The sequence below is a fragment of the Geitlerinema sp. CS-897 genome, from assembly GCF_028368005.1.
Taxonomy (GTDB): domain Bacteria; phylum Cyanobacteriota; class Cyanobacteriia; order Cyanobacteriales; family Geitlerinemataceae; genus Baaleninema; species Baaleninema simplex.
The window spans coordinates 1-15,983 of the sequence record NZ_JAQNCQ010000318.1 but is presented as its reverse complement, the minus strand read 5'-3'; the positions used below and the strand labels follow the sequence as shown (position 1 = coordinate 15,983).

Here is a 15,983-nt window from a genome sequence, read left to right as displayed (position 1 = left end):
TTGCTGCTCTTCGGGGGATTGGTTCTGGGGGCGAACTTAGCCTTAGTGTCCCAAATGTTTCACCAAAGCGGGCCGCTGTACCAACTCTTCTTTGCTTGGAGCTTTGGGGTGTGGCTGATGGCGGCTAGTTTGTCCTTGCCCGCTTTAGCGATCCTCTCCTCCTTACTACTCAGTATTGCTTACGTTCCCGGTATCTTCGACGCAGCAGACGCCAGAAACTTTAACCTGTGGCATTTTGCCGCTCTCCATACTCCCACCCTCGCGCTCCTGTTGTGGGTTCCCCTCGCCTGTCGCTGTCGTTCCAACATTGCTTTCGGACTGACGGGCGTGTTAGTGTCCGGTGCGATCTTCAGCAACATCGCGTTTTTAGGCGGTTGGGGTATCGAAGCGGCGATCGCTCTGCCACCAGCGTTGTTATGGGCTTACAGCGTGCGTCCCCCGCGTCGGTTGCAGAGTCCCGCCTTCGATGCGATCGCCCGTAGCCTCGCCGTTATCACGACAGCTAGCGCCTTCTACGCTCTGTCGTTCAACACCTGGATCTATTTCGAGATCTCCGATGTCGGCTTTCGACCAGAGTTAGGACGTCACGTCGCTATCGACAGTTTAATCGTCGCGGCCGTGACGCTGTGGCTGTGGGTGAGACTGTTCGATCGCCCCGCTCGTTTTCAGCCGTTCCAAGCGCGATCGCTCAACACGGGAATCGTCGCCTTAATGCTCCTCGCCAGCGGCGTAACGACGTACGTTCACTTACACCTGAAACCGTTACCCGTTCTCGCGCCGTTAATCTTCAACGTTTTACTGTTTTTCCTCGCCATCAGTGCCGTTCGCGACGGGTTGGGCTTTGCTAGTCGCCGCACCTTTTGGGGCGGGATGGTGTTGCTCGTCGTGGGAATCGTCACGCGGATGTTGGAGTACGATACGGGTCTTTTGTTGAAATCCTTCGTGTTTGCGGGATGCGGACTCGGCGTCATCGCCGCCGGACTGTGGTTCGAGCGCAACGTGCAACTCGAGCGCAACGCGTCTCGTTCTGATACCTTACCGGAGAAAACCTCGTGAAACCTCAATCTTCAACTGTCGTTCCCGACACGCAATCTCAACCCTTATCGCCGCCCAAACCCAAAATGTCCTGGTGGCGGTTGGGGATTCCTCTAGCTCTGCAAACGCTGTTAATTCTGGTCGTTCCCGCCCGCGACGCCTATACGATGGCTTATGGGACGCGCGTGGTGCTGCAAACGGCACCGATCGATCCCTACGATGTCATGCGCGGGTATTATCAAACTCTGCGCTACGACATTTCTCAACTCGAAACCTTGAAAAGCTTGCCGGGGGGCGATCGCGTGTTCGCAGATTACCGATGGGGCGATTCTTACGATTTTTACGTGGTGTTGGAGCCTCCAGAACCGTTACCTTCACAACCGACGTCGCCATCGGGGTCGCAACCGCCGCGTCCTTGGGTTCCCGTGCGCGTGAGTGAGGAACGCCCCGAAACCCTCTCTGGGGAGCAAATCGCTTTGCGGGGACAATACCGTCGCGCTCGAATTACCTACGGACTCGAAACGTACTATATGCCCGAACACCGTCGCGAGGAAATCAACGCCACCATCCGACAAATCCAGCAAGAAGCTCCCGAAGCCTTCGTGGTCGAAGTTAAAATCGACGATGGCGCTCGCGCCGTTCCCGTTAGTTTGTGGATACGCGATCGCAGCTATCAGTTTTGAGACTCCATCGGTTTCCGATAAGCTGGGTTTCAAGAAGTCTTCACCACACCAGGCACAGAGGACACAGAGAGGAGCTTGTTGGGTGGGGAAAAAAACAGTATTTGATTCGGATTCCGTATGAGGCAGGGTTAGCGAGATCTCACCAAAAAACCCCCCGGTGTCGTCAGACCACTGGGGGGTGTTGGGTTTCACCGAGTCAGCCCGTTCGCAAAGCGACAGAGCTTAAGATCGAGACCGACGGCGACGCAACGCTAGCGCACCGGCGATGGCAGAGAGTCCCAGAACGGTAGAGGGTTCGGGAACTGAAGTGTTGCCAATTTCGCGGTTGTTGGCCGCACCGAAGTCGATGGCAAATACGACGTCGTTAAAGTCGCCGTCACCACCGCCCCAGAGGTCTTCGTAGCCGACGATGAGGAAATCTTTGTAGAAATATCCCATCGCGTGCTGTTTTCCGTCGGGGTTGGCCGCCGTATCGACGCCGTAGACGGCATCGACGCTCTGTCCGTCTACGTCTTGGGTGACACCGCCGTTGCGTCCGTTCGCGACGAGAAGGAAATCGAGTACCGTTCCCGCTTTAAAGTCTCCCAACTCGACGAAATCGCCAACGTTGAGGGGGCTGTCTTGAGCCGAACTTCCTGCCAAGGCCGTGTTGGGATTGGCGCAGAAGTCGCTGAATCCGTCGAGACTAGACTGTTCGCTGGGGCTGCAAGAGGTGTCGCCGAAAATTTTCGTTTGTTCTTGGACGATAGTGTCGCCCATCCAAGCTCGGAAGTCGAGCTGGTTGCGATAGCCTCCGGCGGTCTCGCCGATGAAATAGGCTTTAACGCTATGGTCGTACTTCAGCTCGAACGCCGATAAGTTGATTCTGTGAGCGCCAATGGTTTCGAGATCGAGTTCTCGGGCTTCTTTTCCGACAAATTCGGACAGTTCGGGAAGTATGTTTTGAAAGTCGTCTGGGGCTTCGTCTCTCGATTTGATTTCAAATCCATGGGCTGGAACTGTCGCAACTAGGAGACTCGCGACAGCCGTGGCAGAAATCGATGTCAGTGTTTGTAATTTCATGGGATCGGTTCTCGTAATTCAAGCGAGTTTTGGTCTAACCTGACAACCGAGATGTTTGGTCTTGTTACAACTCGAACTTGCTGGCAAAGCGTGGCAGCATTCTCTGAGTTGCGACAGAGCCGGATTTGTTTGTCAATACACCCCGACCTCGGCGTCGGCTATCTGAGAATTCCATAGAATTTGAGTTCTTTGCGGCCTTCTCAGCGGCATAAACCTCCTATTTATGAAGGTAGCATCTTAAATTTGATTGGCAATAAATTTAAATTAAAGTGTTGATAAAACTTTTTGAAAATACAGAGAAAACCCCGAGCCATTTTTGAAGTTTAAGTATTTTTAATTAGATGGTTGTGACGACAAAAAATAGAAGGCGATCGCGCAGCTCAGAAATTTTACGGAGAACAACGAAAATTTTTCCCGACTTTTCGAGGTCGGTGGCAGTTTTCCGCAATATAATATTGCGGTCGAGTGGGCTATTGTCCGAGCAGCATCTCTAAACCCGGAAGGACTGCATCAGCCCGATCGCCGTCGAGTCCCGTGGATTTTTGGGCAGAACTGCGTTCCTCACCTCGTAGGAGCTGTCCGAGTTGACGGCGTTCGGCAGAGGTGAAATGGGCAAACGTCCGGCGCAGCAGCGGTAAAACAGCGATAAAGGCGTCTTCCGAGAGCGATCGCAGCCAAGTATCGAGAATCTCCAACAAGCGATCGTCGTGAACCAACAACAAGCCACTCTGTTGTAAAAATCCTTCGACCCACGCCGCCGACTGAGTGGGTTCGTTGGCTCGCGAGAGGGCTAAGCTCGTGTATCGGGAGGTGGTCTCGACATCGATCGCACCGCTATCGAACAGCAGACGACAACTCCCGCCGCGAATTAAGCCGGGAACGCGATCGCGATCGAGGAGAGTTTGCAAGGCGTTCCACCACTGTCGGCGATAGTCGTCCCGTTGCAGCAGGGCGATCGCGCCGTGAGCTGTCCAAATTTGTTGGAATCGCGATCGCGCCGCCCCGTCGTCGAGGGACACACAAGCCCCCGGTAACTCGAGACAACAGCGCACGATCGATCGCTCTAACACTCGCGCGATCGCCGCCGTATCCGTTTGACGCACGTTTCCGTAACGCCGAACCCGTGCTAGCGCCGGGAGTGCTTCGAGCAAACACGCCACATCTGACGTTTCGGTCGAAACCGTTTCGACGCGATCGAGAACGCTCGGGACGACTTGGGGTAACGCCGCCAGTAAAACCTCGTCGAGCAGTTCTGTCAGTTGAGGTAACGTTTCGGCGGTTTGCGCTCGCTGAGAGCCGCAGTCGGCCGCTGCGTCTTCGATGGTATTACCCCACACCGACGCTTCGACGAGCGCCACTTCTAACTCGGGACGCCACACCAGTTCCCACACTTCTTTAAAGGTACCCAAGCCGTCGGCTCGTTGCGGCCGTCCCCAGGGAATCCCCAGCAACTTCAAACGATGCAAGAGATGCGATCGCTCTAAATCGAGAGGTTTTCGCAAATCCAACGCGAGGGGTTTCGCAGTCGCTTCGGGTTTGAGGCGCAGTCGTTTTTGTAAGTCCCGTAAATTCTGTTGTAGCGGGGTCGTGGGAACCTCTGATGGCACTTCTCCGATGCGATCGCCGACGATTAATTGTTCCCACACCAAACGCATCGATACCTCCGATCCCTTGCCCATCACGGCTGTCGTGGCGTCGTTGAGGTCTTCTAGCCCCGGAGCCGGGCGATCGCGCAATGCGGCCAGGGCTTCGGCTAACCGCACCGCTTCGATAACTCCGGCTGAGGATGCCTCCAATCCGCGATCGCGCAGAAACTCCGCCACTCGAGCCATCCACCGGACGGCCACGTCCGAAACTGGCAAGTTGCCCACCTCCCAGAGATGACGATACCACCCTGGAGACGCAACGCCCGCCCCGTAGCCGCCGCGATCGCAGAGGCGATCGTCAGTCCACGGTACCCAAGTCGCGCAGACTGAGGTTTTCGGTAGTCCTTTCAGTAAGGCGTTATCGACCTTGGCCGGAGGCATCTGTGCCAAGGCCGGAGCGTGCCACGCCCCACAGACGACGGCGATGCGATCGAACCCTGCTTTTTGGGCTTTGCGAATTGTCTTTCGCATATAGGCTTCCCGCATGGCTTCGATATCTTCGAGCCAGTGGAGTCGTTCTCGCAACGCCGTCATCGCTTCTAAAATGCCCTCGAATAAATCGCTGGCGTCGCGACGCTGTTCGACGATCGCCTCCCACCAGCGTTCGCCGTCTGTGTAACCGGCGGCTCGGGCGAGTTGTCCGAGGGGATCGCGGCGAATCTGTCTGACCGTTTCGGGAACCTCGCGGGGAGGCATTTCTTGCAGGGGGAACCGATGCTGTTGGGGTAAGTCCATCAACTGGACGGGAACGTCGCGTTCTAAGCCGTAGCGGAGACTTTGCCATTCGGGAGAATAGACGGCGAAGGGATAGTACACTGCCTGGTGGGGTCGATCTCGAACGTAGAGGAGGAGGGCGACTGGTGGAACCATGTCACGACGAGCCGCCAGCGAAAGGATCGGTTCGGCTTCGGGCGGCCCTTCGATTAAGATCGCGTCGGGTTTCCAGGTGTTGAAGGCTTGTAGGACACTGCGAGCCGAGCCAGGCCCGTGATGGCGAATTCCGAAAATCCGAACGGTCATGGTTTTCCCAACAAAGGCGAGTTCGACCCTCTATCTTAAACCCTCTCTTTTCCAGAACTCACTCATAAGATGCGATCGCACCGACGACCGATCGCCGGTCTGTCTAATTTTATTTTTTGTTAAAAAACCTATTTTTCAAAAAAAATATTGTTACTTTAGATAAAAAATAATAATGATTTTTGAATATTTTTTGTCAAATATTTTATATTACTTGAAATATTATGATTTTCAGGTAATTCGATCGAACTCCGTTTATTCCCATTGAGTCAAAAAAATGAAGCGAACGATAAAAAGCAAAGGATTACGCGCGAAAGTAGCCGCGATTGCGGTTAGCCTCGGAACGATTCCCGTGATCGTTGTGGGGAGTTTGTCTTATTTAAGTACGGACGAACGCCTACACCAGCAAGTTTTTCAAAACCAAACCGAGCATACTGTCGAAATTGCCGATCGACTCTACAATTTCATGCTGGAGCGCTATGGCGATCTGTGGTCGGTGTCCCATCTGCCGACATTTTCCAACCCTCGCGTTTCCCAAACTCTATCGACAGAGGAAAAAGAAGACCTACTCGATACCGTTGTAGATGCCTATCAAATTTACGATAGCTTGGCAGTGTTCGATCGCAACGGTCGCGTTCTGTTTCGATCGCAGGGAAACGTCACGCCCCAACAGAGCGATCGTTCCTATTTCCAACTCGCCCAACAGAGCGATCGCCCGATTATCAGCCAACCCGAACTGTCCCCCGCCACAGAAAAACTTTCGATTTATATCACCTCGCCCATACGCGATCGCGAGACGGGGGAACTACTCGGAATTTTAAGAGCGAGGCTTCCCGTCAACGTCCTCGCAGACTTAATTCAAGTCGTTAACAACTCCGATCGGCGACATATCCACATCGTCGATCGCTCGGGACGAACATTTATCAACATCAACAGCGACGTACTGGACGAAAACATTTTTAACACCTTTCCCCTGGTTCGAGACGCCTACGAAACTGACCGTCTCGCCATCGATATCGTCGAGAGTCTCGAAAGTCAGGAAAAACGGCTGATGTCCGTCGTCCCGCTACGAAACGCCGATCGCATGGCTCCCCTCGACTGGAGCGTTATCGTCGATGTCGATCCCGAAATTGCCTTTGCCACCTCGAACCAACTCCTACGAACCATCGGCCTCGGCAGCCTCGCCACCCTCGCCAGCGTCGCGGTTATCGCGATCGCCGTCAGCCTCTTCATCACCGAACCGATGGTTCGGCGCATTACTTCCGTCGTACAAACGATCGTCAGCGCCTCTAGCGAAATGGCGTCCACGGTCGAACAACAAGAACGGACTCTCCAACAGCAAGCTGCTTCCGTCAACCAATCTACCGCGACGGCGGACGAACTCAACGCATCCTCCCGGCGATCGGCCGAACGGGCGCAAGCCGCAGAACTTCAAGCTCGACAGGTGTTGCAACTGGCAGAAGAGGGTACGGTGTTCGTCGAACAAACCTTACAGGGAACGAACGACGTACAGAATAAAGTCGAAACCATTACCGGCCAAATTTCGCAATTGAGCGACTTCGCCCGTCAAATCGGAACGATTTCGACGCTCGTGAGCGATCTGGCCAACCAAACCAATATGTTAGCCCTTAATGCCTCGGTTGAAGCCGTGCGTGCTGGAGAACACGGGAAAGGCTTTTCGGTCGTCGCCAGCGAAATTCGCAAACTCGCTGACCAAAGCCGAAGTTCGGCACAAAGAATAGACAACCTCGTGTCTACGATTCAATCGGCCATCGAGACCACGGCGACGGCGACGGAAGATGGAACGAAAACGCTGTCGAAGACGATGACGATCGCCACCAGTACGGCAGAGAAATTCGTCGGGGTGAAAGATGCGATTCGAGATATCGCGATCGGGTCTCAACAAATCGCCGCTACTGCCAACCAACAAGCTCGGGCGATCGAGCAACTCGTCGAGGCCATGAACGCCCTCGATCGCGGTGTCGGCGAAACGGCTAGCAGTATCAGTCAAACTCGCCTCGGCAGCCAGGATCTCAACCGAGCCGCACTGACGTTACAGAAAATGGTTTGATACGAAATCCGAATCTCAACACTTCGACTTCGCTCAGCGTTGAGTCCGAGCGGAGTCGAGGACTCAAACACTGGTTTTACCCAGCCGGACAAGCCCCTCTATCCCCCCAACCCCCCTTTCAAAGGGGGGCTAAGGGGGGATGTGGTGAAGACTTCTTGAAACCTAGCTTATTGGAAACGGATGGAATATGAGACGTACTCGTTTCTGCAACGGGGATCGTAAGGCGTTGTCGCCAAACGTCACGGGAGAGCGTCCGGCTTGCTCGTTAAAGAGAGTCCGAGCGGTGCGATCGATTTCGTTTCAAATCTCAAAAAAATACACGAACTAACGGACAAATCGTTATGTTCGATCGCGCGATCCCGATCGACTGTAACGTCCTTGTCAACGCGAGAACTTAGCATTAATTTTGAATAAATTTCTATGAGGATTTTTCCGATCTTTTTTAACAATTTTTTTTCGATTGGGAGTTTTCTCTTACACCCTGTATCGTTTGCCTCAGTAGTTTCCGGTATGAAGTTTTTGAGAGCGTCAAAATCGAGTAATTTAATACGTGGGATTGCGGATGGCAACCGTATTATCACGTTGTTAGATTAACACTATAAATCTTCGATGAAGATACGGTAAAAAAAATGCAAAGTTCCCAGTTTGCCGCCACAGACTCGTCCGCCATCCCCGAACGCGATCGCGACACCGTACCGACGAAACCCAATCCGAAATCCCGTAACGATTGGGTCTTAATCCAACAACGATTTGAAGCTTGGGTGGAGCGATCGCCCGATGCCGTCGCCCTCGATTTTGAAGGCCGACAACTGACCTATACCGACCTCAACCGCCGAGCGAACCAACTCGCGCACCATCTCAAAGGACTGGGCGTCGGCCCCGAGGTTTTAGTGGGAATTTGTATGCCTCGTTCCCTAGAGATGGTCGTTGGCTTATTGGGCATCCTAAAAGCTGGCGGTGCGTACGTTCCCCTCGACCCTCAATATCCCCAAACTCGTTTAGCCCTCATCTTAGAAGACGCCCGATCGCCGATTTTGTTGACTCAACAGGCGTTGCTGGAGTCTTTACCCCCTCATAACGCTCGTACCGTATGTCTCGATACCGATTGGGAAACGATCGCCCGACACAGCGATCGCGATCCCGCCTACGACGCGAGCGACTGTAACTTAGCGTATACGATCTATACCTCTGGCTCTACGGGACGACCCAAAGGGGTGGCGATCGAACATCGAAGTACGATCGCGCTACTCGAATGGGCCGGTGAAGTCTTTCCGCCCGAAGATTTAGCAGGCGTCTTAGCCTCGACGTCGATCTGTTTCGACTTATCGGTTTTCGAGCTGTTCGTTCCCCTCAGTTACGGAGGTAAGGTCGTCCTGGCGCAGAACGCCCTCCATTTACCCACCTTACCCGCCGCCGAAGACGTAACCCTCATTAACACCGTTCCCTCGGCGATCGCCGAACTCCTGCGAACCCGCAGCATTCCCTCCTCCGTCCGCACGGTGAACTTAGCGGGCGAACCGCTGCCCCTACCTCTGGTGCAACAGCTCTACGAACGCACCCAAGCGCAGCGAGTCTTCAATCTCTACGGTCCGTCTGAAGACACGACCTATTCCACCTATACGCTAGTCCCGCGAGGGGCGAGCGAGTCTCCCGCCATCGGCCGACCGATTCGCGGCACTCAAGTTTATCTCCTCGACGAACGACGCCAGCCCGTCGCACCGGGCGAAATCGGGGAGTTGTACCTGGCCGGTTGCGGTCTGGCCCGGGGCTATCTCAACCGTCCCGAGTTGACCGCCGAACGGTTCGGTCCCAACCCGCGCAGCACCTCCAAGCAAAAACGCCAACCCTCGAGACTGTATAAAACGGGCGACTTAGCTCGCTATCGCAGCGACGGCAACCTCGAGTATTTGGGACGGATCGACGGACAAGTTAAGATTCGGGGCTTCCGTATCGAGTTAGGCGAAATCGAAGCGTTCCTCTGGCAGCACCCCGACGTGAGATCGGCGGTGGCGATCGCGCGAGACGACCTCCCTGGCGACCGACAACTGGTGGCTTACGTGGTGTCGGCACTCATGCCGGAACGACTGCCCCTACAGGGATCGGGGCGGATGCAGTTCGATGGCGTCGAGGGGAGCGATCGCGCGGTCGAACTCTTGACCCTATCCTGTCACGGGGTCGAGCTGGCGAACGTGCCAGACTGCAAACCCGGTCGGTTCGTGCGGTTGCAGTTGCCGCTACCGGCGATCGCCTCCGAGCGTTGGCTGGCCGGGCGCGTGACCCGCTGGCAGAACGGTCGAGCCGAGGTTCAATTCGACCTCAAACCGGAAGAACAACCCCTCCTCGTCCAGAGCGTGACGCACCTACTCGAAACCCAAGGACATCTCGACTCGCAACATCCGGCGATCGCGAACCGACTGCGCCGTTTTCTCCAACAACGGTTGCCCGATTACATGGTGCCCAATCGTTTCGTCCTGCTGCCCGCGCTACCCCTGACCCCCAACGGTAAGGTCGATCGCCGCGCCTTACCCGCTCCCAAACTGACCGCCGAGACCAAAAACCGGATCGCTCCCCAAACGGCCACCGAAGCCGCCTTAGCGTTGATTTGGGCGGACATCTTGGGTCTCGAACAGGTGGGGGTTTGCGACTCGTTCTTGGAACTGGGGGGACATTCCCTTTTGGCCGCGCGACTCGTTTCTCGCATCCGCGATACCTTCCAAGTGGAGTTGCCCCTACGCTGTCTGTTCGAGCTGCCCACCGTGCGGGATCTCGCCGAACATCTGGATAACGCAAAGCAGCACGAGCGAGGGTGTCAACTGCCGCCGATACGACCCGCCGCTCGAACCGAAAACGTTCCGCTGTCTTTAATGCAAGAGCAGTTGTGGTTCCTCGATCGCCTGGTTCCCAACAATCCGTTTTATAACGTTCCCGAAGCCTTTCGCCTCGACGGGTCGTTAGAGGTGACGGTGTTAGAACGCTGTCTTCAAGAGCTGGTCGATCGCCACGAAGCCTTGCGGACGACCTTTTCTCTCGTAGACGGGAAACCCGTACAAGTCATTCATCCCTCCCTGCCTTGCCAACTGACGACGATCGACTTGCGGGACTTACCCGAGACCGACCGGGAAACGGAAATGGGACGGCAGATCGCCGAGGAAACCTGGCAACCGTTCGATCTCTCTCGAGGTCCGCTGTTACGGGCGACGCTCTATCGTCTGGGGGATACCGAACAAGTTCTACTCCTGAACCTCCACCATATTATTTGTGACGAGCGATCGATCGGCGTGCTGCTGCGCGAACTGGCTGCCCTCTACGCGGCGGCCACGACTGACGCGCCCTTGTCTCTCCCCGAGAGCGCACTGCAATACGCGGACTTTGCTATCTGGCAACGACAGTGGCTCCAAGGAGAGATGCGCGAGCTGCAACTGTCTTACTGGAAACAACAGCTCAGCGGCAGCTTGCCCGTTCTGCAACTGCCGACCGATCGCTCCCGTCCGCCGGTGCCGACCTATCGCGGGGCGCGTCAGTTTTTCAGTTTGCCCGCCTCCTTAACGGAAAAACTCAAAGCCTTGAGCTATCAGGAGGGCGTGACTCCCTTCGTTACGCTGCTGGCAGCGTTTCAAACGTTGCTCTATCGCTACACGGGGCAAGAAGACATTGTCGTGGGGTCGCCCACAGCCAACCGTCCTCGTTCGGAACTCGAAGGGGCGATCGGGTTCTTTGTCAACACTCTCGTCCTGCGAAGCGATCTCTCCGGTGCGCCCAGTTTTCGGCAGTTGCTCGCTCGGGTTCAAGAGGTGGTGTTGGGCGCTTTAACGCACCAAAACTTACCCTTCAAACAACTGGTGGAGGAACTCCATCCCGAGCGCGGTCTCACTCAAAATCCGCTGTTTCAGGTGTTGTTTAACTGGGAAAGCGATGGGGAGCCATCTTGGTCGGTTTCCGATCTCACCCTAACCCGCATTCCTGTCGATAACGGTACGGCGAAGTTCGATCTGTTTCTCGAGTTAGCTCAGACGTCCGACGGCATCTCGGGATACTTTGAATACAGTACCGATCTGTTCGACGCCAGTACCATCGCCCGGATGGTGGAACATTTCCAGACGCTGTTAGAGGGACTCGTGGCGAATCGAGAGTGTCTCTTGTCCGACCTGCCGTTGTTAACGATCGCCGAACGGGAGCAGTTAACGGCTTGGAACGCCACTGAAATCGACTATCCCGAGCGCTGCGTCCATCAGTGGTTCGAGGCGCAAGTGGAACGAACCCCCGACGCGATCGCCACGACGTTTGGCAGCGCTCGCCTCACCTACCGAGAACTCGATCGGCGGGCGAACCAACTCGCTCGCTATCTCCAGTCTCAGGGGGTCGGCCCCGACGTTCCCGTCGGACTCTGCCTCGAGCGCTCGATCGAGGCGATCGTCGGGATGCTGGGCATCCTCAAAGCCGGTGGCGCGTACTTACCGCTCGATCCGGCTTATCCCACAGAACGCCTCGCCTTTATGCTGGACAACGCCCAGGTTTCGGTTCTCGTGACCCAGAGCCAGCTCGTCGGTAACTTGCCCGTGCAGGGGGTGTCTCCCATCTGTTTGGATGTAGACTGGCCGGCGATCGCTCGCGAAGACGAAACCGCTCCGGTTTGTAAGGCCGACCCCGACGCTCTGGCGTACGTCATTTACACCTCGGGGTCTACGGGGCAACCGAAAGGGGTCGCCATGCCTCACCGCCCCCTCACCAACTTGATTGCGTGGCAGCAGCGCAATTCGATCGCCTCGACGGGTACGCCGACCCTGCAATTTGCCCCCATCAGCTTCGATGTTTCGTTTCAAGAAACGTTCGCGACCTTCAGCACGGGGGGGACTCTCGTTTTAATTTCTGAAGAATTGCGGCGGGACAGTCTCCGTTTGCTGCGATTTCTCGAAACGGCGGCGATCGAGCGACTGTTTCTCCCCTTCGTGGCACTCCAACATCTGGCTGAAGTGGCCGAGGCTGAAGGAATCGCCCCGACGAGCTTGCGGGAAGTCATCACCGCCGGGGAACAGTTGCGGATTACTTCTGCGATCGCCAACTGGTTCGATCGCCTGCCGAACTGCACGTTACACAACCACTACGGCCCCTCGGAAAGCCACGTGGTCACGGCATTTACGCTGACGGGATCTCCCCAAGACTGGCCGGTACTACCGCCGATCGGCCGCCCCGTCGCCAATGCTGAAATTCATCTCCTCGATCGGCAGAAGCGACCGGTTCCCGTAGGCGTTCCCGGCGAACTCTACATCGGCGGCGTCAGCTTAGCCCGAGGCTACCTCCATCGTCCCGACCTCACTGCCGAGCGCTTTATTTCCAGCTTACATATCACATCTGAGACAAAAAGTCAATCTCAAAAACTCTATAAAACGGGAGACTTAGCCCGTTACCGCAGCGACGGCAACATTGAGTATTTGGGACGGAGCGACCAACAAGTGAAAATCCGGGGCTTCCGCATCGAACCGGGAGAAGTCGAAGCCTTGCTCGAACGCTATCCCAGCGTGCGAGAAGCTGTGGCGATCGCCCGCGAAGACGTACCGGGAGACAAGCAGTTGGTGGCGTATATCGTTCCCGCTTCGGCGGAATCGGCCGACGAGTTTACGCCGTTTTCCACTCAGCTGCGCCAGTTTCTACAAACGCAACTGCCCGAATACATGATTCCGGCAAGCTTCGTATTTCTCGATCGCCTACCACTGACCCCCAGCGGTAAGGTGAACCGTCGCGCTCTACCGGCTCCCGATCGCACTCGTCCGGAACTGGCCGAGCGCTTCGTTCCGGCGCGAACGGGGGTCGAGAAGGTCTTGGCCGACCTGTGGACGCAAGTGCTGAACGTCGAACGCATCGGGATCTACGACAACTTCTTCGATCTCGGCGGTCATTCGCTGCGAGCGATTCAACTCGTCACCCAAATTCGGGATGTGTTTCAAGTCGATCTGATGCTGCAAAGTTTCTTCGAGGCTCCCACGATCGAGGGCCTGGCTCGATGCGTCGAAGCTCGACAAGCGGGAACGGATACCGTAGAAAGCGATGTCGTTCTCGATCTCTACGCAGAAGCGGTATTAGATCCGGCGATCGACCCACACACTGCCGCACTCGTGTAACGTTACCCGCATCGCACCTGTTGCGCCAACAGTCGAAAAGATTTGGAGAAAACGATGAAGTCACGCCAAAAAACTGCCAATATTTTCTTAACCGGAGCGACTGGCTTTCTAGGAGCGTTCTTACTGTACGAACTTCTCGAGCAAACCCCAGCGACGATTTACTGTTTAGTCAGAGCAGAAGATGAAAAAGCCGGGTTTCAACGCCTTGAGAATGCCCTAAAACAGTATTCACTCTGGGACGAACGGAAACGCAACCGTATCGTTCCCGTTTTAGGTAATTTATCCGTTCCGTTATTGGGTTTGTCTCCCACCCAGTTCGATAATTTGGCAAAGACGCTCGATGTCGTTTACCACAATGGGGGATCGGTCAATTTTCTCTATCCCTACTCGGTTCTCAAAGCCGCCAACGTTCAGGGAACTCATGAAGTGTTGAGGTTAGCCTGTCAAGCGAAGGTCAAACCCGTTCATTTTATTTCGACGGTTGGCGTGTTTTCGCCGATCGCTTACGGCGATCGCGATGTGGTTCGAGAAGGAGATGCACTCGATCGCACCGAAGGACTCTACGGCTACACGCAAAGTAAATGGGTGGCGGAAAAACTGATCGAAACGGCTCGCGATCGCGGTTTACCCGTCACGATTCACCGTCCTTTCTGGATTGAAGGACACAGTCAAACGGGAGTTTGCAACAAATCCGACTTTTTACGCAGTGCGATCGCCGGTTGCGTGCAGTTTGGAACGGCTCCCGATTGGCAAATGCGCGTCGATATCGTTCCCGTGGACTTCCTCAGTCGCGCGATCGTTCGTATCTGCCGTCAAAAGAGTTCGTTCGATAAAGCGTTTCACTACTCCAATCCTCGCGCTATCTCTTGGAACCAACTGATACGCTGGATGCAGGAGTTCGGTTATTCCATCGAGCAGCAACCCGCCCAGCACTGGATTGCCCAAACCATCGATCGCCTGCCGCAATCTCCCGATAACGCGCTCTATCCGTTTTTGCCGTTCTTTTCCGAACGCATCCCCGGACAGTCGATGTCGGTTCCCGAAACCTATTTCCAAACCAAACCTCTCAAATTCGACTGTCAGAATACCTGGGACGGACTGGCTGGAACGGACATTATCTGTCCCCCAGTTGACGATAAGCTCCTGAAAACCTACTTTTCCTACTTCATTAAAACGGGCTTCTTGCCTGAACCGGTCGAGTCTGAAGCCGAGCTTGCCGCGAGCTAACGGGTAGTTTGGGCAAGAAAGGTATGGCGGAGTGATACTCCATCCTTTTCCAATAAGCGAGGTTTCAAAATGTCTTCACCACATCCCCCCAACTCCCCTTGGGAAGGGGGGATGTCGCGTTCAGAGAAACTACTGTTTGAGATAAGGATGGAGTCGTGTAGCGACTGTCTTGATTGTCAAGGGTAAGGTGGGTTCTTGCATAATTAATCGTCCAAGTCAAGTCGAGCTGCAAGAAAGAAAAAAAAGACAGCACAATCCTCGGCGGTAAAGAACTCGAAAAACTCGAGCAATTACTGCCTAAACCATGAAACAAGAGTTAAATGTTCTTAAGCAGCCAGGATTTTAGGTTTCATGGCTTCGCCATAGTGAGCCAAAGTTTGAGCGTCAATGGCGTTGGTTTTAGCTAACCGACCTGTTGCTTTGGCGAAGTCTCTTCCTTGCCGAGGGTTAATTAAAGAAACCGGCAAGTTGGCTTCTTGTAATTGAATGACCAGTTCCGTTTCCAGACCTCCAGTGGCTTCCACCACCAGGCGCTCAATTGTATACTCTTGGAGAGACTCAACTAAACGAGCAATTTTTACCTCGGTATTTTTGACTTTTACAGCTTTTCCCAACGGACGGATATAAATGTCTAGGGTTTCTTGACTCACATCAATCCCGAGCCACGGAGAGGGGTTTGATAGGGTGCATCTCACTTTTGCGATCGGAACCCAACCCATCCTCCCCTTGCTAAGGGGAGGTGCCGAAGGCGGAGGGGTGATTCTACGAAATTGAGATGCACCCGGTTTGATGTTTGATATGACTCGTTCTCCTAAATTACATAAGTGAATAATTCAAGAAAACGGCATCTTCTCAATTTCACTCATCCTTATCTGATGCGGTCTATAATATTAACACTTCTTTCGTGCTACCTCGATCCTGACGACTGTTCGAGTTCGGTCGAGAAGATTGTTGTAGTGACCCGTGCTACGAAGCGGTCTTTTCCGACCTAGTGCAGCGTCAACTCTAAGAATTAGGGTTAACGGGAGTATTGAGGTAATCTGTAGGGAGCGAGCCGGAGTCCCATGCAGAAAAAATACATTGTGCGCCTGACAGCAGAAGAGCGTCATCAGCTACAGGCAGTGAT

6 protein-coding genes and 2 pseudogenes are annotated in these 15,983 nt (G+C 54.7%); 5 read left to right on the top strand and 3 right to left on the bottom strand.

All coding sequences use genetic code 11. The annotated features are described in order from the left end of the window. Positions 1–1,056, top strand: a 1,056-nt coding sequence (locus POG22_RS20355) for a DUF2157 domain-containing protein (protein ID WP_498906948.1), incomplete at its 5' end; no start/stop codon positions are given. After that, positions 1,053–1,718: a GDYXXLXY domain-containing protein gene (locus POG22_RS20350; RefSeq protein ID WP_498906947.1), complete on the top strand. Its 666-nt coding sequence runs from the start codon at positions 1,053–1,055 to the stop codon at positions 1,716–1,718. The genes POG22_RS20355 and POG22_RS20350, both read left to right, overlap by 4 nt. Before the next feature lie 222 nt (positions 1,719–1,940). On the opposite strand, the gene POG22_RS20345 is transcribed toward POG22_RS20350, so the two are convergent. Then, complete coding sequence (locus tag POG22_RS20345; protein WP_498906946.1) at positions 1,941–2,780, bottom strand: DUF4114 domain-containing protein; 840 nt, start codon at positions 2,778–2,780, stop codon at positions 1,941–1,943. Between the two features lie 470 nt (positions 2,781–3,250). Next, a complete protein-coding gene (locus tag POG22_RS20340) occupies positions 3,251–5,446 on the bottom strand; it encodes a DUF5682 family protein (protein ID WP_498906945.1) in 2,196 nt (731 codons plus the stop codon). A 274-nt stretch (positions 5,447–5,720) separates the two neighbouring features. Here POG22_RS20340 and POG22_RS20335 point away from each other — a divergent pair, with 274 nt between their 5' ends. The 3 genes and pseudogenes from POG22_RS20335 to POG22_RS20325 all read left to right on the top strand — a co-directional run bounded on the left by POG22_RS20335 (position 5,721) and on the right by POG22_RS20325 (position 14,857). Continuing rightward, positions 5,721–7,514 carry a methyl-accepting chemotaxis protein gene (locus tag POG22_RS20335; protein ID WP_498906944.1) on the top strand — a complete coding sequence of 598 codons (1,794 nt, stop codon included), beginning with the start codon at positions 5,721–5,723 and terminating at the stop codon, positions 7,512–7,514. Between the two features lie 737 nt (positions 7,515–8,251). After that, positions 8,252–13,630 (top strand): annotated as a pseudogene (locus tag POG22_RS20330) (amino acid adenylation domain-containing protein); the annotation flags it as partial. Between the two features lie 54 nt (positions 13,631–13,684). Beyond that, entirely contained in the window at positions 13,685–14,857 is a 1,173-nt protein-coding gene (locus POG22_RS20325; RefSeq protein WP_498906943.1) for an SDR family oxidoreductase, read from the top strand. Between the two features lie 332 nt (positions 14,858–15,189). Here the strand turns inward: POG22_RS20325 and POG22_RS20320 are convergent. Continuing rightward, positions 15,190–15,576, bottom strand: a pseudogene (locus POG22_RS20320) (IS110 family transposase); the annotation flags it as partial. Positions 15,577–15,983: the final 407 nt, after the last annotated feature.